Source organism: Streptomyces sp. NPDC088733, assembly GCF_044751185.1.
In the GTDB taxonomy this organism is placed as follows: domain Bacteria; phylum Actinomycetota; class Actinomycetes; order Streptomycetales; family Streptomycetaceae; genus Actinacidiphila.
This window is the reverse complement of record NZ_JBIVLH010000025.1, coordinates 61,052-86,581: the sequence shown is the minus strand read 5'-3', so window position 1 is coordinate 86,581 and position 25,530 is coordinate 61,052. Positions and strand designations below refer to the sequence as shown.

23 protein-coding genes are annotated in these 25,530 nt (G+C 72.0%); 3 read left to right on the top strand and 20 right to left on the bottom strand.

What is annotated here, in order from left to right:
* Positions 1-46: 46 nt before the first annotated feature.
* The 6 genes from carB to pyrR all read right to left on the bottom strand — a co-directional run bounded on the left by carB (position 47) and on the right by pyrR (position 8,042).
* Positions 47-3,358, bottom strand: coding sequence for a carbamoyl-phosphate synthase large subunit (carB, locus tag ACIP64_RS33380; RefSeq protein ID WP_401594215.1), 3,312 nt, complete (start codon positions 3,356-3,358; stop codon positions 47-49).
* Entirely contained in the window at positions 3,351-4,490 is a 1,140-nt protein-coding gene (gene carA, locus ACIP64_RS33375; RefSeq protein WP_401594213.1) for a glutamine-hydrolyzing carbamoyl-phosphate synthase small subunit, read from the bottom strand. The genes carB and carA overlap by 8 nt, the downstream gene beginning before the upstream one ends.
* The gene (locus tag ACIP64_RS33370; RefSeq protein WP_401594211.1) at positions 4,487-5,062 is read right to left on the bottom strand and encodes a hypothetical protein; all 576 of its coding nucleotides are present in this window, start codon (positions 5,060-5,062) and stop codon (positions 4,487-4,489) included. Before ACIP64_RS33370 ends, carA begins: the two co-directional genes overlap by 4 nt.
* Positions 5,059-6,363 carry a dihydroorotase gene (locus ACIP64_RS33365; protein ID WP_401594208.1) on the bottom strand — a complete coding sequence of 435 codons (1,305 nt, stop codon included), beginning with the start codon at positions 6,361-6,363 and terminating at the stop codon, positions 5,059-5,061. The genes ACIP64_RS33370 and ACIP64_RS33365 overlap by 4 nt, the downstream gene beginning before the upstream one ends.
* Positions 6,360-7,340: an aspartate carbamoyltransferase catalytic subunit gene (locus ACIP64_RS33360; RefSeq protein WP_401594205.1), complete on the bottom strand. Its 981-nt coding sequence runs from the start codon at positions 7,338-7,340 to the stop codon at positions 6,360-6,362. Before ACIP64_RS33360 ends, ACIP64_RS33365 begins: the two co-directional genes overlap by 4 nt.
* 120 nt (positions 7,341-7,460) lie before the next feature.
* Entirely contained in the window at positions 7,461-8,042 is a 582-nt protein-coding gene (gene pyrR / locus ACIP64_RS33355) for a bifunctional pyr operon transcriptional regulator/uracil phosphoribosyltransferase PyrR (protein ID WP_401594202.1), read from the bottom strand.
* A 218-nt stretch (positions 8,043-8,260) separates the two neighbouring features.
* Between pyrR and ACIP64_RS33350 the strand changes: the two genes are divergently transcribed.
* Positions 8,261-8,761, top strand: coding sequence for a transcriptional regulator (locus tag ACIP64_RS33350; protein WP_319134973.1), 501 nt, complete (start codon positions 8,261-8,263; stop codon positions 8,759-8,761).
* A 172-nt stretch (positions 8,762-8,933) separates the two neighbouring features.
* Here the strand turns inward: ACIP64_RS33350 and nusB are convergent, their stop codons facing one another.
* The 13 genes from nusB to ACIP64_RS33285 form a co-directional block, all read right to left on the bottom strand.
* Positions 8,934-9,374, bottom strand: coding sequence for a transcription antitermination factor NusB (gene nusB / locus ACIP64_RS33345; RefSeq protein ID WP_360914908.1), 441 nt, complete (start codon positions 9,372-9,374; stop codon positions 8,934-8,936).
* Between the two features lie 2 nt (positions 9,375-9,376).
* A complete protein-coding gene (gene efp, locus ACIP64_RS33340) occupies positions 9,377-9,943 on the bottom strand; it encodes an elongation factor P (RefSeq protein WP_401594197.1) in 567 nt (188 codons plus the stop codon).
* A 53-nt stretch (positions 9,944-9,996) separates the two neighbouring features.
* Positions 9,997-11,106 carry an aminopeptidase P family protein gene (locus tag ACIP64_RS33335; RefSeq protein ID WP_401594194.1) on the bottom strand — a complete coding sequence of 370 codons (1,110 nt, stop codon included), beginning with the start codon at positions 11,104-11,106 and terminating at the stop codon, positions 9,997-9,999.
* A 58-nt stretch (positions 11,107-11,164) separates the two neighbouring features.
* Positions 11,165-11,953 (bottom strand): AAA family ATPase, encoded by a 789-nt coding sequence (locus ACIP64_RS33330; protein WP_401594191.1) that lies wholly within the window; start codon positions 11,951-11,953, stop codon positions 11,165-11,167.
* A 127-nt stretch (positions 11,954-12,080) separates the two neighbouring features.
* Complete coding sequence (gene aroB / locus ACIP64_RS33325; protein ID WP_401594188.1) at positions 12,081-13,184, bottom strand: 3-dehydroquinate synthase; 1,104 nt, start codon at positions 13,182-13,184, stop codon at positions 12,081-12,083.
* Positions 13,181-13,696: a shikimate kinase gene (locus ACIP64_RS33320; protein WP_401594185.1), complete on the bottom strand. Its 516-nt coding sequence runs from the start codon at positions 13,694-13,696 to the stop codon at positions 13,181-13,183. Before ACIP64_RS33320 ends, aroB begins: the two co-directional genes overlap by 4 nt.
* Positions 13,693-14,877 (bottom strand): chorismate synthase, encoded by a 1,185-nt coding sequence (aroC, locus tag ACIP64_RS33315; protein WP_401594182.1) that lies wholly within the window; start codon positions 14,875-14,877, stop codon positions 13,693-13,695. The genes ACIP64_RS33320 and aroC overlap by 4 nt, the downstream gene beginning before the upstream one ends.
* Before the next feature lie 141 nt (positions 14,878-15,018).
* Complete coding sequence (locus ACIP64_RS33310; RefSeq protein WP_401594179.1) at positions 15,019-15,855, bottom strand: shikimate dehydrogenase; 837 nt, start codon at positions 15,853-15,855, stop codon at positions 15,019-15,021.
* Complete coding sequence (mltG, locus tag ACIP64_RS33305; RefSeq protein WP_401594176.1) at positions 15,855-17,597, bottom strand: endolytic transglycosylase MltG; 1,743 nt, start codon at positions 17,595-17,597, stop codon at positions 15,855-15,857. Before mltG ends, ACIP64_RS33310 begins: the two co-directional genes overlap by 1 nt.
* Positions 17,598-17,728: 131 nt before the next feature.
* Positions 17,729-18,202 (bottom strand): Holliday junction resolvase RuvX, encoded by a 474-nt coding sequence (gene ruvX / locus ACIP64_RS33300; protein WP_401594173.1) that lies wholly within the window; start codon positions 18,200-18,202, stop codon positions 17,729-17,731.
* The gene (gene alaS, locus ACIP64_RS33295; protein WP_401594170.1) at positions 18,202-20,871 is read right to left on the bottom strand and encodes an alanine--tRNA ligase; all 2,670 of its coding nucleotides are present in this window, start codon (positions 20,869-20,871) and stop codon (positions 18,202-18,204) included. Before alaS ends, ruvX begins: the two co-directional genes overlap by 1 nt.
* On the bottom strand, positions 20,871-21,161 hold the full coding sequence (locus tag ACIP64_RS33290; protein WP_360914939.1) for a DUF6167 family protein: 291 nt from the start codon (positions 21,159-21,161) through the stop codon (positions 20,871-20,873). Before ACIP64_RS33290 ends, alaS begins: the two co-directional genes overlap by 1 nt.
* A gap of 6 nt (positions 21,162-21,167) precedes the next feature.
* Complete coding sequence (locus tag ACIP64_RS33285) at positions 21,168-21,590, bottom strand: DUF948 domain-containing protein (protein ID WP_401594167.1); 423 nt, start codon at positions 21,588-21,590, stop codon at positions 21,168-21,170.
* Positions 21,591-21,727: 137 nt separating this feature from the next.
* Between ACIP64_RS33285 and ACIP64_RS33280 the strand changes: the two genes are divergently transcribed.
* Positions 21,728-23,890, top strand: a complete 2,163-nt coding sequence (locus tag ACIP64_RS33280) for an ATP-binding protein (protein WP_401594164.1) — start codon at positions 21,728-21,730, stop codon at positions 23,888-23,890.
* Positions 23,891-23,984: 94 nt separating this feature from the next.
* Here the strand turns inward: ACIP64_RS33280 and rpsD are convergent, their stop codons facing one another.
* Complete coding sequence (gene rpsD, locus ACIP64_RS33275; protein WP_018564200.1) at positions 23,985-24,596, bottom strand: 30S ribosomal protein S4; 612 nt, start codon at positions 24,594-24,596, stop codon at positions 23,985-23,987.
* Between the two features lie 199 nt (positions 24,597-24,795).
* On the opposite strand from rpsD, the gene ACIP64_RS33270 reads away from it, so the two are divergent.
* On the top strand, positions 24,796-25,515 hold the full coding sequence (locus tag ACIP64_RS33270; RefSeq protein WP_401594161.1) for a DUF2470 domain-containing protein: 720 nt from the start codon (positions 24,796-24,798) through the stop codon (positions 25,513-25,515).
* The last annotated feature ends 15 nt before the right edge of the window (positions 25,516-25,530 follow it).

Here is a 25,530-nt window from a genome sequence, read left to right as displayed (position 1 = left end):
GCTCGTGACGAGGGGGGCACCGGTGTGCGGTGCCCCCCTCGCGGGCCTATGCCTCGCGGGCCGCGGTCAGGCGTTCCGCGTGCTCCTGGAGGGAGCGGACCCCGACGTCGCCCCGGGCGAGCGCGTCCAGTCCCTGCACCGCGGCGGCGAGCGCCTGCACGGTGGTCAGGCACGGGACGCCGCGGGCCACGGCGGCGGTGCGGATGTCGTATCCGTCGAGGCGGCCGCCGGTGCCGAACGGGGTGTTGACGATGAGGTCGATCGCGCCGTCGTGGATGAGGTCGACCACGGTCGGCTCGCCGTTCGGGCCGGTGCCCTCGCTCTTCTTGCGGACGATCGTGGCCTCGATGCCGTTGCGCTTGAGCACTTCGGCGGTGCCGGAGGTGGCCAGCAGCTCGAAGCCGTGCTCCACCAGGGCCCGGGCCGGGAAGATCAGCGCCCGCTTGTCGCGGTTGGCCACCGAGACGAAGGCGCGGCCCTTGGTCGGCAGCGCGCCGTAGGCTCCGGCCTGCGACTTGGCGTACGCCGTGCCGAAGACCGAGTCGATGCCCATGACCTCGCCGGTGGAGCGCATCTCCGGGCCGAGGACGGTGTCGACGCCGCGGCCGTGCACGTCGCGGAAGCGGCTCCACGGCAGCACGGCCTCCTTGACGGAGATCGGCGCGTCGAGCGGCAGGGTGCCGCCGTCGCCGTGGGCCGGGAGCAGTCCCTCGGCGCGCAGCTCGGCGATGGTGGCACCGAGCGAGATGCGCGCGGCGGCCTTGGCCAGCGGCACCGCCGTCGCCTTGGAGGTGAAGGGCACGGTGCGGGAGGCGCGCGGGTTGGCCTCCAGCACGTAGAGGATGTCCCCGGCCAGCGCGAACTGGATGTTGATCAGGCCCTGTACGCCGACGCCCTTGGCGATGGCCTCGGTGGAGGCGCGCAGCCGCTTGATGTCGTGGCCGCCCAGCGTGATCGGGGGCAGGGCGCAGGCGGAGTCGCCGGAGTGGATGCCGGCCTCCTCGATGTGCTCCATGACGCCGCCGAGGTAGAGCTCGTGGCCGTCGTAGAGCGCGTCGACGTCGATCTCGATGGCGTCGTCGAGGAAGCGGTCGACCAGGACGGGGCGGTCCGGGCCGATCTCGGTGGACTCGGCAATGTAGGAGGCGAGGCGGGTCTCGTCGTAGACGATCTCCATGCCGCGGCCGCCGAGCACGTACGAGGGGCGCACCAGGACCGGGTAGCCGATCTCGTCGGCGATGGCCTTGGCCTCCTCGAAGGTGGTGGCCGTGCCGTGCTTGGGGGCGGGCAGGCCGGCCCGGTCCAGGACGCGGCCGAAGGCGCCGCGGTCCTCGGCAAGGTGGATGGCCTCGGGCGAGGTGCCGACGACGCGCACGCCGTTGTCCTTCAGAGCCTGCGCCAGGCCGAGCGGGGTCTGGCCGCCGAGCTGGACGACGACGCCGGCGACGGGGCCGGCCTGCCGCTCGGCGTGGACGATCTCCAGGACGTCCTCCAGGGTGAGCGGCTCGAAGTAGAGCCGGTCGGAGGTGTCGTAGTCGGTGGAGACGGTCTCCGGGTTGCAGTTGACCATGACGGTCTCGTAGCCCGCGTCGTGCAGCGCGAAGGAGGCGTGCACACAGGAGTAGTCGAACTCGATGCCCTGGCCGATGCGGTTCGGGCCGGAGCCGAGGATGATCACGGCGGGCTTCTCGCGCGGCGCGACCTCGGTCTCCTCGTCGTAGGACGAGTAGAAGTACGGGGTGCGGGCGGCGAATTCGGCGGCGCAGGTGTCGACCGTCTTGTAGACCGGGCGGACGCCGAGCGCGTGCCGGACCTCGCGGACGACATCCTCGCGCAGCCCGCGGATCGCGGCGATCTGGGCGTCGGAGAACCCGTAGCGCTTGGCCTCGGCGAGCAGTTCGGGGTCGAGCTTGCCCGCGGCGGCCAGCTCGTCGGCGATCTCCTTGATCAGGAAGAGCTGGTCGACGAACCAGGGGTCGATCCTCGTCGCGTCGAAGACCTCCTGGGGAGTGGCCCCGGCCCGGATCGCCTGCATGACGGTGTTGATCCGGCCGTCGGTGGGGCGTCCCGCGGTGAGCAGCAGCTCGCCCTTGTCGCCGGTTTCGCCGGTGAAGGCGAACTGGCTGCCCTTCTTCTCCAGCGAGCGCAGCGCCTTCTGCAGCGCCTCGGGGAAGTTGCGGCCGATCGCCATGGCCTCGCCGACCGACTTCATGGTGGTGGTGAGGGTGGCGTCGGCGGCGGGGAACTTCTCGAAGGCGAAACGCGGCACCTTGACGACGACGTAGTCGAGGGTCGGCTCGAAGGACGCCGGCGTCTGCTCGGTGATGTCGTTGGGGATCTCGTCGAGGGTGTAGCCGACCGCCAGCTTGGCGGCGATCTTGGCGATCGGGAAGCCGGTCGCCTTGGAGGCGAGCGCGGAGGAGCGGGAGACCCGCGGGTTCATCTCGATGACGATGACCCGGCCGTCCTCGGGATCGACCGCGAACTGGATGTTGCAGCCGCCGGTGTCCACGCCGACCTCGCGGATCACGGCGATGCCGATGTCGCGCAGGATCTGGTACTCGCGGTCGGTCAGGGTCATCGCGGGCGCGACCGTGATGGAGTCACCGGTGTGCACGCCCATGGGGTCGAAGTTCTCGATGGAGCAGACGACCACGACGTTGTCGTGCTTGTCGCGCATGAGCTCCAGCTCGTACTCCTTCCAGCCGAGGATGGACTCCTCCAGGAGCACCTCGGTGGTCGGGGAGAGCGTGAGTCCCTGGCCGGCGATGCGGCGCAGCTCCTCCTCGTCGTGGGCGAAGCCGGAGCCGGCGCCGCCCATGGTGAACGACGGGCGGACGACGACCGGGTAGCCGCCCAGGGTGCCGACTCCGGCGATCACCTCGTCCATGGTGTGGCAGATGACGGAGCGGGCGGACTCGCCGTGGCCGATCTTGGCGTTGACGGCCGCGACGACGTCCTTGAACAGGTCGCGGTCCTCGCCCTTGTTGATGGCCTCGACATTGGCGCCGATCAGCTCGACGCCGTACTTGTCGAGGACACCCGCGGTGTGGAGCGAGATCGCGGTGTTGAGCGCGGTCTGGCCGCCCAGGGTGGGCAGCAGGGCGTCCGGGCGCTCCTTGGCGATGATCTTCTCGACGAACTCCGGGGTGATCGGCTCCACATAGGTGGCGTCGGCGATCTCCGGGTCGGTCATGATCGTGGCCGGGTTGGAGTTGACCAGGATCACCCGCAGGCCCTCGGCGCGCAGGACGCGGCAGGCCTGGGTGCCGGAGTAGTCGAACTCGGCGGCCTGGCCGATGACGATCGGGCCGGAGCCGATGACCAGGACGGACTGGATATCGGTGCGCTTAGGCACGCTGGCCCTCCATGAGCTTCACGAAGCGGTCGAAGAGGTACGCGGCGTCGTGCGGACCTGCGGCGGCCTCGGGGTGGTACTGGACGCTGAACGCGGGGGTGTCGAGCAGCCGCAGGCCCTCGACCACGTTGTCGTTGAGGCAGACGTGGGAGACCTCGACCCGCCCGTACGGGGTGTCGGTGACCTGGTCGAGCGGCGCGTCCACGGCGAAGCCGTGGTTGTGGGCGGTGACCTCGACCTTGCCGGTGGAACGGTCCTGCACCGGCTGGTTGATGCCGCGGTGGCCGTACTTGAGCTTGTACGTGCCGAAGCCGACGGCCCGGCCGAGCAGCTGGTTGCCGAAGCAGATGCCGAACAGCGGGGTGCCGCGCTCCAGGACGCCCCGGATGACGGTCAGGTCGGCGGTGGCCGGGTCGCCGGGGCCGTTGGAGAGGAAGACGCCGTCGGGCCGGACCGCGTAGACCTCCTCCAGGGAGGCGGCCGCGGGCAGGACGTGCACCTCGATGCCGCGCTCGGCCATGCGCTGCGGCGTCATGCCCTTGATGCCGAGGTCGAGGGCGGCGACGGTGAACTTCTTCTCCCCGACGGCCGGGACGACGTACGGCTCCTTGGTGGCGACCTCCGCGGAGAGGTCGGCCCCGGACATCTGCGGGGCGGCCTGCACCTCGGCGAGGAGTGCGGCCTCGTCGGTGTGCGCCTTGTCGCCGGAGAAGATGCCGACACGCATGGCGCCGCGCTCGCGCAGGTGGCGGGTGAGGGCGCGGGTGTCGATGCCGCTGATGCCGACGACTCCCTGGCGGGTCAGTTCCTCGTCCAGGGTGCGCCGGGAGCGCCAGTTGGACGGCACGCGGGCGGGGTCGCGGACGACGTAGCCGGCCACCCAGATGCGGGAGGACTCGGGGTCCTCGTCGTTGACGCCGGTGTTGCCCACGTGCGGGGCGGTCATCACGACCACCTGGCGGTGGTACGAGGGGTCGGTCAGCGTCTCCTGGTAGCCGGTCATGCCGGTGGAGAAGACGGCCTCGCCGAAGGTCTCCCCCACGGCCCCGTAGGCACGGCCGCGGAAGGTGCGGCCGTCCTCCAGGACGAGTACGGCGGGGACCCTCGCGGGCCGCTGGGCGGAGGTCGTCATCGTGCGCCTTCCTGGTCGTGCGTAAGGGTGTTCAGGGCCTCGACCCACGCGCTGTGCTCGGCGGAGCGGTCGGAGCGGAAGCCGGAGTCGATCTCCCGGTCGCCGTGCGCCCAGGTGATCACCAGCAGGCCGCCCTCGGTGAGGACCTTGCCCGCGATGCCCTTGTCGAGGCGGGCGCCGCGCAGGGCTTCGGCCGGGATGAAGAAGTCCGGGGCTCCGGCGCGGACGACGTCCACGCCGCGGTCCGTCAGGGTCAGCGCGGCACGGCTGCGCACCCCCAGGCCGTGGGCCACGATGCGGTCCAGCCACTGCCCCGCGGTCGTGCTGCCGTGGTAGCGGCCGTCCATGGCCAGCAGGACCGGCCGCGGCTCGTCGCCGGGCTCCTCCGGGGCTGTGGGGAGGCCGGGCACGTCCCCCTGGAGGGTGCCGCGCCACTTCCAGCCCTGGCGCATCAGCCAGTAGACGAGGGCGATGAGGAGCAGCAGCCCGACGACCCAGCCGATGCGGGCGGACCAGTCGGTGACCTGGGCGGAGTGCTTGCCCTCCGCCGCGATGAGTACCAGAGGTGTCACGAGAGCTTCCCGTCCATGACCGTCGCCTTGCCCCGCAGGAACGTCGCGAACACCTGGCCCGGCAGCTCCAGACCCTCGTAGGGGGTGTTGCGGCTGCGGGAGGCGAAGCCCGCGGGATTCACCTCACCACGGTATGCCGGATCGACCAGCGTCAGGTTGGCGGGTTCACCGGCCGAGACGGGGCGGCCGTGTCCGGCCAGGCGCCCGATGACGGCGGGCCGGAAGGACATCCGGTCGGCGACGCCCGCCCAGTCCAGCAGGCCGGTGTCGACCATGGCGTGCTGGACGACCGACAGCGCGGTCTCCAGGCCGATCATGCCCATCGCGGCCGCGCCCCACTCGCAGTCCTTGTCCTCGTGGGGGTGCGGGGCGTGGTCGGTGGCCACGCAGTCGATGGTGCCGTCGGCGAGCGCCTCGCGCAGCGCCATGACGTCGGCCTCGGTGCGCAGCGGCGGGTTGACCTTGTAGACCGGGTTGTACGAGCGCACCAGCTCGTCGGTCAGCAGCAGGTGGTGCGGGGTGACCTCGGCGGTCACGTCCCAGCCCTTGGACTTGGCCCAGCGCACGATCTCGACGGAACCGGCCGTGGACAGGTGGCAGATGTGCACGCGGGAGCCGACGTGCGCGGCAAGCAGCACGTCGCGGGCGATGATCGACTCCTCGGCGACGGCAGGCCAGCCGGTCAGGCCCAGCTCGCCGGAGACGACGCCCTCGTTCATCTGGGCACCCTCGGTCAGCCGCGGCTCCTGGGCGTGCTGGGCGACGACGCCGTCAAAGGCCTTCACGTACTCCAGGGCGCGGCGCATGATGACCGCGTCGTCGACGCACTTTCCGTCGTCGGAGAAGACCCGCACCCCGGCGGCGGAGTCCGCCATCGCGCCGAGTTCGGCGAGCTGCTTGCCCTCCAGGCCCACGGTGACGGCACCGACCGGCTGCACGTCGCAGTAGCCGTGCTCGCGACCGAGCCGCCAGACCTGCTCGACGACGCCGGCGGTGTCGGCGACCGGGAAGGTGTTCGCCATCGCGTGCACAGCGGTGTAGCCGCCGGCGGCGGCGGAGCGGGTGCCGGTGAGGACGGTCTCGGAGTCCTCCCGGCCCGGCTCGCGCAGATGGGTGTGGAGGTCGACCAGGCCCGGCAGGAGGACCTTGCCCGCGGCCTCGACCACGGTGGCGCCCCCGGGGGCGGCCAGGTCCGTGCCCACCTCGGCGATCGTCTCGCCCTCGATCAGGACGTCCTGCGGGTCGCCGCCCAGGATCCTCGCGCCGCGGATCAGCGTCCTCGGGGTCGCGCTCGTGTTCATTTGCTCTCCTCAGCGGTGCGGGCGGGGACGGGGCCGGAGACGGCGGGCTCGGCGCCGCCGAGCAGCAGGTACAGGACGGCCATCCGGATGCTGACGCCGTTCCTGACCTGCTCGACGGCGGTGCAGCGCGGCGAGTCCGCGACCTCGGCGGTGATCTCCATGCCGCGGTTCATCGGTCCGGGGTGCATGACGACGGCGTGCTCCGGCAGGGCGGCCATGCGGATGCCGTCGAGGCCGTAGCGGCGCGCGTACTCGCGCTCCGTAGGGAAGAAGGCGGCGTTCATGCGCTCGCGCTGGACGCGCAGCATCATGACGGCGTCGGTCTTGGAGAGCACCGCGTCCAGGTCGTACGAGACCTCGCAGGGCCAGTTCTCGACGCCGATCGGCAGCAGGGTGGGCGGCGCCACCAGGGTGACCTCGGCGCCCAGGGTGTTCAGCAGCAGCACATTGGAGCGCGCCACGCGGCTGTGCAGCACGTCGCCGACGACGGTGACCCGCCGGCCCGCCAGGTCGCGGCCGGGGCCCGACAGGTGGCGGCGCATGGTGAAGGCGTCCAGCAGCGCCTGGGTGGGGTGCTCATGGGTGCCGTCGCCCGCATTGACCACGCTGCCGCCGATCCAGTCGGAGTAGGCGAGGCGGTGCGGGGCGCCGGACATGTGGTGGCGGATGACGACGGCGTCGGCGCCCATCGCCTCCAGGGTGAGCGCGGTGTCCTTCAGCGACTCGCCCTTGGAGACCGAGGACCCCTTGGCGGAGAAGTTGATGACGTCGGCCGACAGCCGCTTGGCGGCGGCCTCGAAGGAGATGCGGGTGCGGGTCGAGTCCTCGAAGAAGAGGTTGACGACAGTGCGGCCGCGCAGGGTGGGGAGTTTCTTGATGGGGCGGTCGGCGACGCGGGCCATCTCCTCGGCGGTGTCGAGCACGAGGAGGGCGTCGTCGCGGGTGAGGTCGGCCGCCGAGATCAGGTGGCGCTTCATCGGTCACTCCGGAGGATGCGTGCGGGGGCGGGCGAAGGGGCGGCACGCGGCGTCTCCCGGACGGCTCGTGCCGGGGACGGGCGGGCATGGCTGTGCCCCGGGAGGCGGGGCGGAGCCGCGCTACTCGTCCGCCGGGGAGCCGTCGCGCACGCCGAGCAGGACGCAGTCGCGCCCGTCCTCCTCGGTCAGATGGACCTTGACGGTCTCGCGCAGCGAGGTGGGGATGTTCTTGCCGACGTAGTCGGCACGGATGGGCAGCTCGCGGTGGCCTCGGTCGACCAGGACGGCCAGCTGCACCGCCCGCGGGCGGCCGATGTCGCCCAGAGCGTCGAGGGCGGCGCGGATGGTGCGGCCGGAGAAGAGCACGTCGTCCACGAGGACGACCAGGCGGCGGTCCACGCCGTCGGCCGGGATCTCGGTGCGGGCGAGCGCGCGGGCCGGGCCGAGCCGCAGGTCGTCGCGGTACATGGTGATGTCGAGCGAGCCGACCGGGACCTTGCCGCCGGTGATGCCGTCGAGCTTGTCGGCGAGTCTGCGGGCCAAGTGGACGCCGCGGGTCGGAATGCCGAGGAGCACCACGTCGTCGGCGCCCTTGGCGCGTTCGACGATCTCGTGGGCGATGCGGGTCAGCACCCGCTCGATGTCCTGCGCCTCCAGCACGGGCCGGGACGGCACCGTTGAGGCCTCGCTGTGTGCGGCCATGAAAAATGGACCTCCTTCCCCGCCTCACTGGACGGGCCTTAAAGGACGCCAAAACGTACGAGACCACCGTACCAGGCCCGCTGACCTGCTCTGTCACGGGTGACGCGCCGACGACCTCGCTCGTCCGGGGGTACCGGTGTGGACCATTCGGCTTGACGGATTCCAATTACGCTGCGTAACCTCACAGTGAGTTACTGAGTTTCCGTCCGGGGAGCGTTATGTCCAGCGATTACGCCAAACAGCTCGGAGCGAAGCTCCGCGCCATCCGCACACAGCAGGGACTCTCCCTCCACGGCGTCGAGGAGAAGTCCCAGGGGCGCTGGAAGGCCGTCGTGGTCGGCTCGTACGAGCGTGGAGACCGCGCGGTGACGGTGCAGCGGCTCGCCGAGCTCGCCGATTTCTACGGCGTGCCGGTCCAGGAGCTGCTGCCCGGTTCCGCACCTGGTGGTGCCGCCGAGCCGCCGCCGAAGCTCGTCCTCGATCTCGAGCGCCTCAGCCAGGTGCCGTCCGACAAGGCCGGCCCGCTGCAGAGGTACGCCGCGACGATCCAGAGCCAGCGCGGCGACTACAACGGCAAGGTGCTGTCGATCCGCCAGGACGACCTGCGCACCCTCGCCGTCATCTACGACCAGTCGCCCTCGGTCCTGACCGAGCAGCTCATCGGCTGGGGCGTCCTCGACGCGGACGCACGGCGCGCGGTGCAGCACGAGGAGGGCTGACACCCTCGGGAAGCAGAAACGTTCACGCCCCTGTGCGGTGGCCCCCTGGGACACCGCACAGGGGCGCTTGTGTTCCGCGCCCGCGGCAGTGTGCCGTCCTGGCCCGCCGCACCCGGGCGTACGACGGGCCCGGAACGCGGTGCGTTCCGGGCCGGTGTCGCGGGACGGCGGCTCAGTCCTCGCGCAGATCCTCGCGCAGGCCCGGCTTGAGCTCCTTCAGACGGGCCAGCAGGCCGTTCACGAACGACGGCGAGTCGTCCGTGGAGAACTCCTTGGCCAGCTGCACGGCCTCGTCCAGGGCGACGGCATCGGGGACGTCGTCCTCCCACAGCAGCTCGTAGGCACCGAGCCGCAGGATGTTGCGATCGGCGACCGGCATCCGGTCGAGCGTCCAGCCCACGGCGTGCTTCGAGAGCAGTTCGTCGATGCGCTTCGCCCGTTCGGCGTAACCCTCGACGAGTTTCATGGTGTATTCGCTGACCGGCGGCTGCCGGTCGTCAGTGCGGGCGAGCCTGATCCAGTCCGCCATGGCTGACTTGGGGTCCACGCCCCGCTGCTCCGCCTCGAAGAGGATCTGGAAGGCACGCTTGCGGGCCTTGTTACGAGCGGCCACGGTTAGCCGTTCACCCGGCCGAGGTACTCACCCGTGCGGGTGTCGACCTTGATCTTCTCACCGGTGGTGATGAAGAGCGGGACACCGATCTCGTAGCCGGTCTCCAGCTTGGCGGGCTTGGTGCCACCGGTGGAGCGGTCGCCCTGGACGCCCGGCTCGGTGTACTCGATGACCAGCTCGACGGCGGCCGGGAGCTCGATGTACAGGGGCGCGCCCTCGTACATGGCGACGACGGCCTCGAAGCCCTCCAGGAGGAAGTGGGCGGCGTCGCCGACAACCTCGGGGGTGATGTAGATCTGGTCGTACGTGTCCATGTCCATGAACACGAAGCTCTCGCCGTCCTTGTAGGAGAACTGCATCCCGCGCTTGTCGACGTTGGCCGTCTCGACCTTCACGCCGGCGTTGAAGGTCTTGTCGACGACCTTGCCGGAGAGCACGTTCTTGAGCTTCGTACGGACGAAGGCGGGGCCCTTGCCGGGCTTGACGTGCTGGAACTCGACTACGGACCAGAGCTGGCCGCCGTCGAGCTTGAGCACGATGCCGTTCTTGAGGTCGTTCGTGGTGGCCACGGTTGCGGAATCTCCTGCACTGCTGCTTCGGGGACCAAACAGGTGCCCGCCCGCTACAGGGCGAGCAGCTCCTTGGTCGTGATGGTGAGTAGCTCGGGCCCGCCGTCCGTCGGGGGACGCACGACGAGTGTGTCGTCGATCCGGACACCGCCGCGGCCCGGGAGGTGAACCCCCGGTTCGACGGTGACCGGCACGCAAGCGTCCAGTTTACCCATGGCGGCAGGCGACAACCGAGGGTCCTCGCCGATCTCCAGGCCGACCCCGTGTCCCGTGCTCTCCCCCAGCGCGTCCCCGTAGCCGCCGGACTCCAGGACGTGCCGGGCGGCATGGTCCACGTCGCGGCAGGCGGCCCCCGGTGCCAGCGCCTCCCGGCCGGCCCGCTGGGCGGCGAAGACGAGGTCGTACAGCTCGATCTGCCAGTCGGCGGGGGACGTGCCGATGACGAAGGTCCGGCCGACCTCGCAGCGGTAGCCGCGGTAGCAGGCGCCCAGCCGCACGGTCAGGAAGTCGCCCTCCTCGACCCGCCGGTCGGTGGGCAGATGGCGCGAGGCGCCGGAGTGCGGCCCGGTGCCGACGCAGGTGGGGAAGGCCGGGCCGTCGGCGCCGTGGTCGATGAGGCGGCGCTCCAGCTCCAGCGCGAGATGGCGTTCGGTCCGCCCCACCAGGATGGACTCCAGCAGCTCGCTGAGGGCCTGGTCGGCGATCTCGGCGGCGATGCGCAGGGCGGAGATCTCCTGCTCGTCCTTGACCAGCCGGAGCTGCTCGACGGCCGTCCCCAGGTCGGTCAGGCGGACGCCGGGCGCGGCCTCGCCCATCGCGCGGTGCCGGGCGACCGTGAGGTGGTGCTCCTCCACGGCCACGGTCGCGGCCTTCCGCTCGCCGGCCAGGGCGGCGGCGGCCACCGCCGGGTCCGCGTCGGGGGACGGCAGCACGACGGTGCGCACGTCGTCGGGGAGGCGGCCCTCCGCGAGGTCGCCGGAGGGATGGCGGCCGTGCACCAGCACGTCCTCGGGCCCCGGGGTGATCAGCAGCACCGTGCCCGGCGGGGCGCAGCCGGTCAGGTAGCGGACGTTCGCGGGGCGGGAGACCAGCGCCGCCGCCGCTCCGGACGCCGCGCAACGGTCCCGCAGTCGTTCCCTGCGGGCAGCGTGCACCTCGGACATGTGGTGAGCGTACGTCGGGTCCCGCCGCTCGGCCTGTCGAGGCGGGCCGCCCGGCCGCCTACCAGGCGGGCGGTCCCTGCAGGCTGCGCGCGACGACGCTGTCGAGGGCGGCGGCCGCCGCCGCCACGTCCAGGTGCGAGTTGTCGATGATGGGCAGCCCGGACCCGTACCAGCCGGCCATGCGGCCGTGGATGCGGGCGACCTCCTCGTCGGTCAGCCGCCGGTTGCCGGTGCGCTGCGCGTTGCGGGCCAGCACGACGTCGAGGCCGGGGAGCAGGACGACGGGCAGCAGGCCCGGGCCGACGTGGCGCTTCCAGCCGCCGAGGCCGACGACGGGGCGGTCGGGGAAGACGGCGTCGTCGATGATGCAGGAGATGCCGTTCGCCAGGAAGTTGCGGGCAGCGAAGCCGCAGGTGCGGCGGGCGAGACGGTACTGCGCCTCGGAGTTGTCGTTCCAGCCCGACTGGGGGTCGGCGAAGCCGGAGCGCACCCATTCGCGCACGTCGTCCAGGCTGATGTGGGCGGTGGGGACACCGCGGTGGTCGGCCCAGTGGCGGGCGATCGTGGTCTTCCCGGCTCCCGCGGCGCCGATCAGCAGGACGGCCACGGGGCCGTACCCGGGGCGCGGACGGGGGGCGCCGGGGCTCGTACCGGGATCCGCGCCGGGGTGGGCACCGGCCTGGTGGACCTGCTCGGGCGGCCGTCCCGGGTGCTGGACGGGGGCTCCTGGTGCCATCGGGAAGTGACCGGTCGCCGCCGGTGGCTGCTGCGGCGGCGGTCCCGGCGGGCCGGACACCGGCTGCCCGCCGTGCGGCGGTGGCAGAGGCGCGCCCACGCCATGCTGCATCGCGGCCACTCCGTCCCGTACAAGTGCTTTCAGGTTCGACCGAACGGTACCGTCAACGGCCGCAGTTGTGTGAACGGCCGGGTCACCCGCGAGGTGCCCGGCCGTTCTGCGGCAGTGGTGCCGGTGGCTACTTGGAGATCTCGGCGTAGGCGGCGAGGAGCACCGCGGGGTCGGGCGCCTCCAGGACGGTGGGCTTGGCGAGGGCGTCGAGGACGATGAAGCGGAGCCGGTCGCCGCGGGACTTCTTGTCGACCTTCATGGTCTCCAGCAGCCGCGGCCACTGGTCCCCGCGGTAGGTCAGCGGCAGCCCCACGGACCCCAGCACCGCACGGTGGCGGTCCGCGGTGGCGTCGTCCAACCGCCCGGCGAGGCGGCCGAGTTCGGCGGCGAAGACCATGCCGATGGAGACGGCCGCACCGTGCCGCCAGTCGTACCGCTCGTTCTTCTCGATGGCGTGGCCGAGGGTGTGGCCGTAGTTGAGGATCTCCCGCAGGCCCGACTCCTTGAGGTCCGCGGAGACCACCTCGGCCTTGACCCGGATGGCCCGCTCGATCAGCTCCGCGGTGTGGGCGCCGTCAGGGGTGCGGGCGGCGGCCGGGTCGCCCTCGATCAGGTCGAGGATGACCGGGTCGGCGATGAAGCCCGCCTTGATGATCTCCGCGAGGCCGCTGACGTAGTCGTTGACCGCGAGCGACTCCAGGGCGGCGAGGTCGCACAGCACACCGGCCGGCGGGTGGAAGGCACCGACGAGGTTCTTGCCCTCGGCGGTGTTGATGCCGGTCTTGCCGCCGACGGCCGCGTCCACCATGCCGAGCACCGTGGTGGGGACGGCGATCCAGCGGACGCCGCGCAGCCAGGTGGCGGCGACGAAGCCGGCCAGGTCGGTGGTGGCGCCGCCGCCGACGCCCACGACGACGTCCGTGCGGGTGAACCCGGACTGGCCGAGCGCCTTCCAGCAGTACGCGGCGACCTCGGCGGTCTTGGCCTCCTCCGCGTTGGGCACCTGGATCGCCACGGCCTCGTAGCCCTGCTCCGCCAGGTCGTCGCGGAGCGCCTCGCCGGTGGCGGACAGCGCCTCGGGATGGATGACGGCCACCCGTACGGCCTTGTCGCCGATCAGGCCGGGCAGCTCGCCGAGGAGCTGCCGGCCGACCAGGACCTCGTACGGCTCGGTGCCCTGGCTGCCCCCGACAGGGATGCGGACGGTGGCGTGGGCGGCGTGCTCGGTCATGCGGTCTTCAGCTCCAGTGCGTCCAGGACGGCGTCGGCGACGTCCTCGGGGGTGCGGTCCGCCGTGCTGACCACGGCGCGGGCGACCTCGGTGTACAGCGGTCGCCGGGCGTCCATCAGCTCCCGCCACTGCCGTCGCGGGTTGACGGCGAGCAGCGGGCGGGCGGCGTCGAGACCGACGCGCTTGACGGCCTCGGCGACGTCCATGTCGAGGAAGACCACGGGCAGGCCCGCGAGCAGCCCGCGCGTGTCCGCGTCGAGGACGGCACCGCCGCCGAGCGCGAGCACTCCGGGGTGCTCGGCCAGCGCGGCGCGCACCGCCCGGGCCTCCAGGGCCCGGAAGTGCTCCTCGCCGTCCTCCACGAAGATGTCGGAGATCGGCCGGCCCTCGGCCTCGACGATGTCGGCGTCGGTGTCGCGGCAGCTCACACCGAGCCGTTCGGCCAGCAGTTCGCCCACGGTGGTCTTGCCCACGCCCATCGGCCCGACCAGGACGACGACCGGGGCGCTCACCGGATCGCCAGGTGGTCGAGGTAGCCGCGCACATTGCGGCGGGTCTCGGTGACGCTGTCGCCGCCGAACTTCTCGGCGACCGCGTCGGCGAGCACCAGGGCGACCATCGCCTCGGCCACGATGCCCGCGGCCGGGACGGCACAGACGTCGGAACGCTGGTGGTGGGCCTGGGTGGCCTCGCCGGTGGTCACGTCCACGGTGGCCAGGGCGCGCGGCACGGTGGCGATGGGCTTCATCGCGGCGCGCACCCGCAGCAGTTCGCCGGTGGACAGGCCGCCCTCGGTGCCGCCGGAGCGGCCGGAGGAGCGGCGGATGCCGTCGGGCGTGGCCACGATCTCGTCGTGCGCCTTGGAGCCGGGGACTCGCGCGAGCTCGAAGCCGTCGCCGACCTCGACGCCCTTGATCGCCTGGATGCCCATGAGGGCCGCGGCAAGACGCGCGTCGAGGCGGCGGTCCCAGTGGACGTGGCTGCCGAGACCGACCGGCACGCCGTACGCCAGCACCTCGACGACGCCGCCGAGGGTGTCGCCGTCCTTGTGGGCCTGGTCGATCTCCGCGACCATCCGCTTGCTCGCGTCGGAGTCGAGGCAGCGCACGGGGTCGGCGTCGAGCTTGTCGACGTCGGCCGGCGTGGGCAGGACGCCGTACGGGGCCTTGGCGGAGGCGAGTTCCACGACGTGCGAGACGATCTCGATGCCGGCCGTCTCCTTGAGGTACGAGCGGGCCACGGCGCCGAGCGCCACGCGGGCCGCGGTCTCGCGGGCGGAGGCGCGCTCCAGGATCGGCCGGGCCTCGTCGAAGCCGTACTTCTGCATGCCGGCGAGGTCGGCGTGACCGGGGCGCGGACGGGTCAGCGGGGCGTTGCGGGCGAGTCCGGCGAGGATCTCGGGGTCGACCGGGTCGGCCGACATGACCTGCTCCCACTTGGGCCACTCGGTGTTGCCGACCATGATCGCGACCGGCGAGCCCATGGTCAGCCCGTGGCGCACGCCGCCGAGGAAGGTGACCTGGTCCTGCTCGAACTTCATGCGGGCACCGCGGCCGTAGCCCAGCCGCCGCCGCGCGAGGTGGTCCGCCACCATGGCGGTGGTGATCGGCACGCCGGAGGGCAGCCCCTCCAGCGTCGCGACGAGTGCGGGGCCGTGCGACTCCCCCGCGGTCAGCCAGCGCAACGTGCTCAACGGTGCTCGCTCCTTCTCCATGGGCCGTCCCGCGGCAGGGCGGGCCGGACCGGCCGTGCGTACTGCGATCCTTTCACGTATCCGTGCAAGGGCCGAGCACGGTCCGCCGAGCGGACACCGGGCGCCGTCGGTCCGCGGGGCTCAGGAGCGGTGCAGCGCCGCCTCGCCCGCGGCGCGCATCGCCGCCAGGGGGGCGGGCCGGCGGCCGGTCATCATCTCCACCTGGAGCACCGCCTGGTGCACGAGCAGGTCGAGCCCGCCGACCAGCGCTCCCCCGCGTTCGGACCACGCGGCGGCCAGTGCGGTCGGCCACGGGTCGTAGAGCACGTCGAACAGCGTGCCGGGGGCCTGGGGCACCGCCGCGGCGAGCGCGTCCGTGGTGCCGGCCGGGGTCGTGGCGATCACCAGGGGCGCGCCGAACGCGCGGTGCGCGTCCTCCCATGCGGCCGTGCGCACGGTCACACCCAGCCGCTCGCCCCACTGCCGCATCTCGGCCGCACGGGCCGTGCTGCGCACATAGGCGGTGACCTCGCCGTCGCAGATCTGCGCCAGCGCGGCCAGCGCGGAGGACGCGGTCGCGCCCGCTCCCAGGACCGCGGCCGATGCCACCCGCCCGACCCCGCGTTCCCGCAGGGCCGCGACCATGCCCGGGATGTCGGTGTTGTCGCCGGTGCGGCGGCCGTCCTCGGCGAACACCACGGTGTTCACGGCCTCCACCGACGCCGCGGTGTCACTGACCACGTCGAGCAGGGGGATCACCGCACGCTTGAGCGGCATCGTCAGCGACAGCCCGGCCCAGCGCCGGCCGCCCTGCCCCAGCTCCTCCAGGAATCCGGGCAGGGCCTCCTCACCGACGTCGAACCGGTCGTACGTCCAGTCGTCCAGCCCCAGCTCCGCGTAGGCGGCGCGGTGCAGCACAGGCGACAAGGAGTGGGCGATCGGCGATCCGAGGACCGCCGCCCGCTTGCCGTCGCTCATCAACCGCCGTGCTCCCGCTGGTACTCGTTGAACTCCTTGACGTTCTTGTCGTGCTCGGCCTGGCTGTTGGTGAAGCGCGTGTCACCGGGCTTGACCGTCACGAAGTAGAGCCAGTTGCCCTTCGTCGGGTGCAGCGCCGCCTCGATCGCCTGGTGGCCGGGGTTGCCGATCGGGCCCGGCGGCAGGCCCTTGTGGTTGTACGTGTTGTAGGGCGACGGGTCCTTGGTGTCGGCCGTCGACGTGTTGAGGGTGCTGCGGCCCTTGGCGTAGTTGATCGTCGAGTCGAAGCCCAGGAACATGTCCTGGTCGAGGCGGTTGTAGATGACCCGCGAGACCTTGCCGAACTCGTCGTCCTCCTTCGCCTCGGCCTGTACCAGGCTGGCGATGGTGATGACCTCGTGCGGCGACATGCCGGCCTTCTTCGCCTGCCCCTGCAGGTCGTCCTTCTCGTACTCCGCCGTGGCCTGCTTGACCATCTGCTTCAGCAGTTCCTCGGGCTTCATGTCCTTGGCGATGCTGTAGCGCGAGGGGAAGAGGAAGCCTTCCAGCGGGTCCTTTATGTCGGCCCCGTCGTCCGCCCAGGACGGCATGCCGAGCTTGTCGGCCTGGGCCGTGGCGACCTTCTTCGTGGTGCCCTCGTCCAGTCCCAGCTTGGCGTCGATGGTCGAGTAGATCTGCGCGTCCCGCAGACCCTCGGCGATGATCAGGACCTTTTGGGACGTGGGGTCGAGCATCATCTTGACGGCGCTGGCGGCGGACATCTGCTTCTTGAGGACGTACACGCCGGCCTGGATGAAGTTGCCCTTGGGGTTCTGGTTGCTGGCGGTGGTGAACGCGTCGACGCTCTTGACCACGCCGGCTTTCTTGAGGATGTTGCCGATCTCGATACCGCTGGCGCCCTGCGGGATCTCGACCTGCACCTCTCCGGAGCCCTGGCCCGCGAAGTCGGGGGCCGGGCCGAAGTGCGACTGGTAGTACCCGTAGCCGAAGTACGTCACGCCGGCCAGGCCGCCGCCGAGCACCACGAGCACGACCAGGCAGGCCATGCCGCTGCGGCGCTTCTTGCCGCCCTTGCCCTTGCCGCCCTTGCCCCCGCGACGGTCGCCGCGGCCGCCGGCGCGGTCGTCGTCGTCCTCGTCGTCGTCACCGCCGCCGGAGAAGAAGGCGTGGTCGTCGGCGGCCTCCGCTTCGTCGTCCCACTCGGGACGGGACGGCTCCTGCTGCCGGCGCTGCGGTTGCGGGCGCTGGGGCTGGGGCTGCGGCCGCTGCGGGACCTGCTCCGGCGGCGTCTGCTCGTAGCCCTGCGGGACCTGCTGCTGCTCCTGGTACCGCTGGTCCGGCGGCTGCGGCGGCGGGTAGCCGTTCTGGCCGTAGTAGTCGGGCTGCGGCTGGCCGCCGGCGTAGGGGTCGCCGCCGTAGCCGGCCGGATTGCCCCAGGAGGGGTCGTACTGCTGCTGCTGGGGGTCGTACGGGTACTGCGGCTGCTGGCCGGTGCCGGCGTACGGGTCCCAGCCGCCCTGCTGCTGGTACTGCTGCGGTTGCTGTTGCGGGTGTTGCTGGGGATATTGCTGTTGCTGCTGGGAATGCTGCTGCGGGTACTGCTGTTGTTGCTGCTGGGCCTGAGGGTGCGGCTGCTGCTGGTGGGGATGCTGCTGAGGCTGCTGCTGACCCCACTGATCACCGAAGAGAGGGTCTTCGGGGTGCCATGCTTCGGAGCCTGAGCTCCGGCCATAGTCAGTCATCGATCCCCTACGGTTCGGTTCGCGAGGCGGCAGCAGGCCGGCGCCGGTGGCACGGCCCAGGTCGACCGGCCCTGGGCACCTCGGCTCCGCGATGGAGCCGCTGTGTCGCGCGGAACGTTACCGTACCGCGATCAGATAAAAGGTTCGACGCTCTCTCCGGGAGCTTTCCCGGACACCCGTTCGGTCTCCAGGGCACTCTGCAGGATAACGACAGCAGCGGCCTGATCGACGACCGAACGTCCCTTCTTCGCCGTCACACCCGAAGCGCGCAGCCCCTGGGTGGCGGTCACCGTGGTCATTCGCTCGTCCACCAGCCGCACCGGGACCGGCGAGATGATCTTAGCCACATCCTCGGCGAACCCACGCGCCTTGGCCGCGGCCGGCCCTTCCCGCCCGCTGAGCGAGCGGGGCAGGCCGACCAGGACCTCGATCGGCTCGTACTCCTCGACGATCTGCGCGATGCGCCGGCGCGCGGCCGGGACGTCCCGGCCGGGCACCGTCTCCACCGGTGTGGCGAGGACCCCGTCGGGGTCGCACGAGGCGACCCCGATGCGGGCGTCCCCGACGTCGATCGCGATCCTGCGACCCCTGCGTACGAGCGACATCAGACCGTCTCGGCGACCAGACGCTGCACCGCGGCGACGGCGTCGCCGACGGCGTCGGCGTTCTGACCGCCGCCCTGGGCGACGTCCGGCTTGCCGCCGCCACCGCCGCCGAGGGTCTTGGCGGCGGTGCGGACCAGGTCGCCGGCCTTCAGACCGCGCTCACGGGCGGCCTCGTTGGTGGCGATCACGGTCAGCGGGCGGTCATTGGCCACGGTGAACAGCGCCACGACGGCCGGGCGGCCGCCGGTGATCCGCTGGCGGACGTCGAGGACGAGCTTGCGCAGGTCGTCCGCGCTCGTGCCGTCCGGGACCTGGCCGGTCACCACGGCGACGCCCTTGACGTCCTGGGCGGACTCCGCGAGGCCCGCGGCGGCCTGCAGGACCTTCTCGGCGCGGAAGCGCTCGATCTCCTTCTCGGCGTCCTTGAGCTTGGCGAGCATGCCGGCGATCTTCTCCGGGAGCTCCTCCGAGCGGCCCTTGACCAGCTGCTGGAGCTGGGCGACGACCGTGTGCTCGCGGGCCAGGAAGTTGTACGCGTCCACGCCCACCAGGGCCTCGACGCGGCGCACGCCGGAGCCGATCGAGGACTCGCCGAGCAGCTTCACCAGGCCCAGCTGGGCGGTGTTGTGGACGTGCGTGCCGCCGCACAGCTCCTTGGAGTAGTCGCCGATGGTCACCACGCGCACGCGCTCGCCGTACTTCTCGCCGAACTCGGCGATGGCGCCCGCCTTCTTGGCGTCGTCGATGCTCATGACCTCGGCGGTGACGTCGAGTTCACGGGCGAGCACGGCGTTGATCTTCTGCTCGACGTCCGTGAGCACGCTGCCGGGTACGGCGGCCGGCGAGCCGAAGTCGAAGCGGAAGCGGCCCGGGGAGTTCTCCGAGCCGGCCTGGGCGGCCGTGGGGCCGAGGGCGTCGCGCAGCGCCTGGTGCGTGAGGTGCGTGGCGCTGTGGGCGCGGGCGATGGCGCGGCGGCGGCCCAGGTCGATCCTGGCGAGGACGCCGGAGCCGACCGTCACCTCGCCGACCTGGACACTGCCCTTGTGCACAGTGACGCCCGGCACGGGCTGCTGCACGTCCCGGATCTCGATGACGGCGCCGGAGTCGGTGCGGATGCGGCCGGTGTCGGCGAGCTGGCCGCCACCCTCGGCGTAGAAGGGGGTGCGGTCGAGGATGACCTCGACCTCGTCGCCCTCGTTGGCGGCCGGCGACGGCACGCCGTCCACCAGCAGGCCGACGACGCTGGCCTCGCCCTCGTTGTCGGTGTAGCCGGTGAACACGGTCGTGCCGGCGGAGTCGGCGACGGCGCGGTAGGCCGACAGGTCGGCGTGGCCGCTCTTCTTCACCATGGCGTCGGCCTTGGCGCGGTCCCGCTGCTCCTTCATCAGGCGGCGGAAGCCGTCCTCGTCCACCGACAGGCCCTGCTCGGAGGCCATTTCGAGGGTGAGGTCGATCGGGAAGCCCCAGGTGTCGTGGAGCAGGAAGGCCTTGTCGCCGGGGAGCACGGAGGAGCCGGCGGCCTTGGTCTCGGTGACGGCCGTGTCGAGGATGTTCGTGCCGGCCTTGAGCGTCTTGAGGAAGGCGTTCTCCTCGGCGACGGCGACCGTCTCGATGCGCTTGCGGTCGTCGGCCAGCTCCGGGTACTGCTGCCCCATCGTCGTGATGACGGCGTCGACCAGGTCGAGGACGACCGGGTCGGTGGCGCCCAGCAGGCGCATGTTGCGGATGGCACGGCGCATGATGCGGCGCAGCACATAGCCGCGGCCCTCGTTGCCGGGCGTGACACCGTCGCCGATGAGCATGACGGACGTGCGCATGTGGTCGGCGACCACGCGCAGGGAGACGTCGGACTCGTGGGCGGCACCATAGGCGACGCCGGTGAGCTCGGTGGCCTTGTCGATGACCACGCGCAGGGTGTCGGTCTCGTACATGTTCTGCACGTCCTGCAGGATCATGGCGAGACGCTCGAGACCGAGGCCGGTGTCGATGTTCTTGGCGGGCAGGTCGCCGAGGATCGGGAACTCCTCCTTGCCCGTGCCCTCCCCGCGCTCGTACTGCATGAAGACCAGGTTCCAGATCTCCACGTACCGCTCGTCGTTGACGGCCGGGCCGCCCTCGACGCCGAACTCGGGACCGCGGTCGTAGTTGATCTCGGAGCACGGGCCGCAGGGACCCGGGACGCCCATGGACCAGAAGTTGTCCTTCATGCCCAGGCGCTGGATGCGCTCGGCGGGCACGCCCACCACGTCGCGCCAGATCTGCTCGGCCTCGTCGTCGTCCTTGTAGACGGTGATCCACAGCCGCTCGGGGTCGAGCCCGTAACCGCCGTCCGCCACGGAGCTGGTGAGCAGCTCCCAGGCGAACTTGATGGCGCCTTCCTTGAAGTAGTCCCCGAAGGAGAAGTTGCCGCACATCTGGAAGAACGTGCCGTGCCGCGTGGTCTTGCCGACCTCTTCGATGTCGGGCGTGCGGACGCACTTCTGCACGCTGGTGGCGCGCGGGAAGGGCGGCTTGACCTCACCCAGGAAGTAGGGCTTGAACGGGACCATGCCCGCGGGCACCAGAAGAAGGGTCGGGTCGTCGGCGATGAGCGACGCCGACGGCACGACGGTGTGCCCGCGCTCCTCGAAGAAGCGCAGCCAGCGGCGGCGGATTTCTGCCGACTCCATCAGTGATCGTCCTTCCGGTGGTGGTACGCGATCGCCGGCCGCTGAGCCGGCATGTCGAGATCGGGGGCCGTACGGCCCAGTTGGTCGTTCAGCTGGTCCTCGCGCTCGGCCATGCCGGCGCGGACGTCCTGGGCGAAGGTGCGCAACCGGCCCCCTGCCTCCAGGGCCTTGTCGGCCGCCTTCGCGGCGAGGCTCTCGGGGGTCAGGCCGCGCACGGTGCGCTGGACCTTGGTGGTGGCCCAGACTCCGGCGGCGGCACCGGCGGTGAACCAGAAAGCACGGCGGAACATGGCAGGTCAGCCCCTCGACTTACGGCTGCGGGCGGACGGGAGCGTCCGGCCGAGGACCACGGTGCGCTTCTTGGCGGCGCCCTTGGTCTGCAGGTTGACCGCGCGCCGCACCCCGTAGCCGAAGGCCGCGACCTTCACCAGGGGGCCGCCGAACGTGGAGGCGACGGTCGTGGACAGCGCGGAGGCGTTGGCGGTCACCTCGGCGACGTCGGAGGTGATGGTCTCCACGCGGGCCAGCTGCGCGTGCGCGGAGCGCACCGCCTCGGAGGCCTCGCCGAGCAGCGGTACGGCCCGGTCGGTCACCTCGGCGACCAGCCGGGTGGCCTGCCGGAGCGCCTGGGCGAGCCGCACCAGCGCCACGGCGAGGAACGACACCAGGATCGCCCAGAAGACCGCCACGATGAGGCCGGCCACCTCTCCACCGGACACGCTGCTGCTCCCTCGGATCGCCACGTCAACCAGGTAACGACCTTATCGTGACGGGCCCCGCACTCCGTACCGCATTACCCCCCGCGGCACCGTTCGGACTGTACGTTCCGCTTATTTGACGATACCCTCCGTGACCCATGCATCATGAGAGGACGCCCGGCAACCTGCCGAGCGAGCTGAACCACTTCGTCGGCAGGCGGCATGAACTCGCCGAGGTGGACCGCCTGCTGGGCACGGCCCGGATGGTGACGCTGACGGGGGTCGGCGGGGTGGGCAAGACCCGACTCGCGCTGCGCGCGGCATCGTCGGCGCGCGGCTTCGGCGCCGGGGTCTGGCTGGCGGAACTCGGCGCGGTCCGGGATCCGGGCCTGGTGGACCATGCGGTCGCCGCCGCCCTCGACCTGACCGACCACACGATGCGCGGCCCGCGGGCCGCGCTCGTCGGCTTTCTGGCCGGCCGCGAACTGCTGCTCGTGCTGGACTGCTGCGAGGGGCAGGTGGACGCGGCCGCCGACCTCGCGGAGGCGCTGCTGCGGCAGGCGCCCGGCCTGAAGGTGCTGGCCACCAGCCGGCAGCCGCTCGGGGTGCCGGGCGAGCACGTGCTTCCCGTGGAGCCGCTCGCCGATCCGCGCGAGGCGGTGGAGCTGTTCGCCGAGCGCGCGACCGCCGCGCAGCCGGGGTTCCGGGTGGACGCCGGGAACCGCCCCGAGGTCGAGGAGCTGTGCCGCCGACTGGACGGCATCCCGCTGGCGCTGGAACTGGCGGCGGGCCGGCTGCGGGCGCTGTCGGTGCGGCAGATCACCGGACGGCTCGACGACCGGTTCCGGTTGCTGACCCGGCGCGGCCCCGGCAGCTCCGGCGGCCCCGAACGGCACCGCGCGCTGCGCACCGCGATCGGATGGAGCCACGAGCTGTGCACCCCCCAGGAACGCCTGCTCTGGGCACGGCTGTCGGTCTTCGCGGGCGACTTCGACCTGGAGGCCGCGGAGTACGTGTGCGCCGGTGCGGAGGTGCCGGCCGAGGGCATGGCCGACCTGCTGGCCGACCTGGTGGACAAGTCGGTGGTGCTGCGCCGCGACGCGGCGGGCGCGGTCCGCTACCTGCTGCTGGACACGGTGCGGGAGTACGGGCTCGGGTGGCTGCGCGCGCTGGGCGAGGAGCAGCGGCTGCGGGGCCGGCACCGCGACTGGTACCTGGGCTTCGCCACCTGGGGCGAGCTGGAGTGGTTCGGCTCCCGGCAGGCGGAGGTCTCGTCGAGCACCGAACGCGAACTGGCCAATCTGCGGGCCGCGTTGGAGTTCTCGCTGGAGGTCCCCGAGGAGTTCCGCACGGGTCAGTACCTCGCGGCGAGCCTGTGGTTCTTCTGGGTCGGCTGCGGCCGGCTCGCCGAGGGGCGCTACTGGCTGGAGCGGGCGCTGACGGCCGACGCCTCGCCGACCGGGCAGCGCGCCAAGGCGCTGTGGGTGTGCGGCTACGTCTCGATCCTGCAGGGCGACGGCACGGCGGCGCGAGGGATGCTCGACGAGTGCCGCGCGCAGGCCCTGGAGACCGGGAACGCCGCCGCGGTCGCGTACGCGGTGCACCGGATGGGCTGCGGGGCGCTGCTCAGTGACGACCTGCCGCGGGCGAAGGCGCTGTTCGAGGAGGCGCTGGGCCACTACCGGACGCTGGGCGAGCTCAACAGCAACGTCATCATGGCCGAGGTCGAACTCGCCATGGCGGTGGCCTTCCTGGGAGACCTGGAGGGCGGGATCGAGCTGTGCGAGCACATCAGGGAGACCTGCGAGGACCACGGGGAGCGCTGGGCGCTGGCGTACGCGCTGTACACGCGGGCGGTCATCGCCTGGTGGCAGGAGGACCCGTGCCTGGCCGCGGAGCTCGCGGCGGAGTGCGTCCGGATCAACCACGCCTTCCGCGACCTGGTCGGCATCGTGCTGGGCATCGAGCTGCTGGCGGCGCTGACGGCCTCGTACGACGCCCAGGAGGCGGCGGTCCTCCAGGGGGCCGCGGGCGGCATCTGGGACGCGGTGGGCCTGCCGGTCTTCGGTTCGCGCTATTTCGGCATCCCGCACAGCCACTGCAAGGAGCTCAGCCGGGCGGAGCTGGGGCGGGCGGGCTACGAGCGGGCCTTCGCGGAGGGCGGCGCCCTGGATCTGGACTCCGCCGTGGCCCGCGCCCTCGACGGGTGCCCGCCGGCGCTCGCGGGCAACCGGAGCCGCCCCCGGGGCCCGGACCCGGTGGGGGACGCCGCCAGGTGTCACCGCGGCACCGCCCGGCCGCGCACGGCGCCGCCGGACTGACGGCGGTCCGCGGCGAACGGCGAAGGCCCGCCGCGCACGCCCCGGGGGGCAGTGCGCGGCGGGCCTTCGTACGACGTGCCGCGAGGGTTTCGCGTCAGCGGGCGTAGTACTCGACGACGAGCTGCTCGTCGCAGATCACGGGGACCTCACGACGGTTCGGCAGACGGTCGAGGCGGAACGCCAGGGCCTGCAGGTTGACCTGCAGGTACTTCGGGGTCTCGCCCTCGCCGGCCCAGCCGCCCTCACGGGCGACCTGGAACGGGGTCTTGGCGCGGGAGCGCTCGCGGACCATGACGACGTCGTCCGGGGTCACGCGGAAGGACGGCTTGTCGACCTTGTGGCCGTTGACCTCGATGTGGCCGTGGACGACCATCTGGCGGGCCTGGTAGATGGTGCGGGCCAGGCCGGCGCGCAGGACGAGGGCGTCCAGGCGGCGCTCGAGCTCGACGATCAGGGCCTCGCCGGTCTTGCCGCTGACCTTGCGGGCGCGGTCGTAGGCGCGGGCCATCTGGCGCTCGGAGATGTCGTACTGGGCGCGCAGGCGCTGCTTCTCGAGCAGACGGACCTTGTAGTCACTGTTCTGCTTGCGGCCGCGGCCGTGCTCGCCCGGCGGGTAGGGACGGGCCTCGAAGTACTTGACGGCCTTCGGCGTCAGGGCGATGCCGAGCGCACGCGACTTCTTGACCTTGGGACGCGACTGGTTCACGTTTCCCGGACCTCCATGTAAGTTAGGTTAGCCTTACCTTAGCGAAGGAGATCGTATGTCTCGCCCTGGGAACACCACGCGCATCACAGACGAAGCCAACGCCGCACAGGGCGCCGTCGACGCCTCATCAGGCGCCGACTTGACGGAGGTCCGATCAGCTCATGGTCAGCCGCGTCCCAGCGGGCATGAAATCGTCCGGTTGCCGTCAGCAGCCGAACGCACACGAACTCTCGTACAGGGTACCGCCTCCGCGGTACTGGTCGTTCCAGGCCTCCCCGCGGACCGCCCGGAGTCGATGATCCCCCTGGAACGCATCGTGGGCACCGACGGCGATCTCTTCCTGCTGCTGCCCGCGGATTCCCCGGCCGTACGGGCCGCCGCGCACGCCGAGGCCGACGAGCTGACCGCTGTGCTGGAGATCACCGATGTGGCTCCCGTGGCGGTGCGCGAACGCATCCGCGGGCGGGCCCGGATCGCGGGGTGGCTCACGGCGGCCCGCGAGCTGCCGGCCCCCGCCGGACGCGTCCGGCTGCGCCTGGAGGTCGGCGAGGCCTTTCTGGACGACCTGTGGGGCGCGGGCCGGGTCGAGCCCGACGACTTCGCCGCGGCCGAGGCCGACCCGCTGATCGCCCACGAGGCGGAACTGCTGCAGCACCTGGCCGCGTCCCACGCCGACCAGGTGGCCTGGCTGTGCGCGCTCGCCGCGGACGCGTCCGGCCGCCGGCGGGCGCCCACCGGTGCGGTGCCGCTGGCACTCGACCGGTTCGGGCTGCGGGTGCGCTTCACCGGGGCGGAGGGGAGCTTCGACGCCCGCTTCGAGTTCCCCGAACCGGTCCGCGGCCACCAGGAGCTGCACCGGGCGATGCACGCGCTGTTCGACGCCGCCGAGGAGGCGGCCGCCGGTCGGCGGGACCGCTGACCGGCCGTCGGCGGG